Below are 895 nucleotides of genomic sequence, written 5' to 3'. Positions count from 1 at the left end.
AGGTCAACGAAAATCTTCTCCAGATTGTCCTGTTGGGTATGCAGATCCTTCAAACGCAAGCCGCTCTCGCGAAAGCTGTTCATCATCCGTGTAATCCCGGTGCGATCTCCAAGGCTGTCATAAGTATAGACAAGTTCGTCTCCGGCGCCGGAGAGCTCGAGATTGTAGGGCCTCAAGATATCCGGCACCTGTGTGATTGCATCGGTGAGCTGCAAAGTCAGGCGCTTGTGCCCGAGTTTGCGCATCAAAATATCCTTTTGCTCGACAAGAATGATCTCCCCCTTGTTGATCACGCCCACCCGGTCGGCCATTTCCTCGGCCTCTTCGAGGTAATGGGTTGTGAGGATGATCGTCACGCCCGAAGCCTGAAGCCCGCGAACAATGTCCCACATGTCGCGCCGGAGTTCGACGTCCACACCCGCCGTCGGCTCATCCAGAAACAGGACCCGCGGATTGTGCGCCAATGCCTTTGCTATCAACAAACGGCGCTTCATGCCGCCCGACAGGGACTTGATGTTGTCGTTGCGCTTGTCCCACAAGGACAACTGCCGCAGAATCTTTTCGATATATTCAGGGTCCTTCTTCAGCCCGAACAGCCCACGGCTGAGATTGACCGTGGCCATCACTTTCTCAAAAAGCTCGGTGGTCAGTTCTTGCGGAACCAATCCGATCAACGACCGTGCCGCACGATAGTCATCATAGATATCATGGCCCTCCACAGTCACCCGTCCGGACGTTGCCTTGATCAGGCCGCACACGATGCTGATCAAGGTGGTCTTGCCGGCACCGTTGGGCCCCAGAAGCGCAAACAACTCACCGCGCTCAATTTCGAGATCGACGGACTTGAGTGCCTGAAAGCCGCTGTCGTAGGTCTTGGACAGGCCGTTAATGGTAA

General features: G+C 55.3%; 1 protein-coding gene. It reads right to left on the bottom strand.

The features are described 5' to 3' along the window. Positions 1-895: ABC transporter ATP-binding protein (locus E1297_RS01310; RefSeq protein ID WP_155132914.1), on the bottom strand; the 895-nt coding region annotated here is incomplete at both ends.

It is taken from the genome of Roseibium sp. RKSG952 (assembly GCF_009711355.1).
Note: the sequence above shows the minus strand (reverse complement) of the source record. Positions and strands in the feature narration are given on the sequence as shown.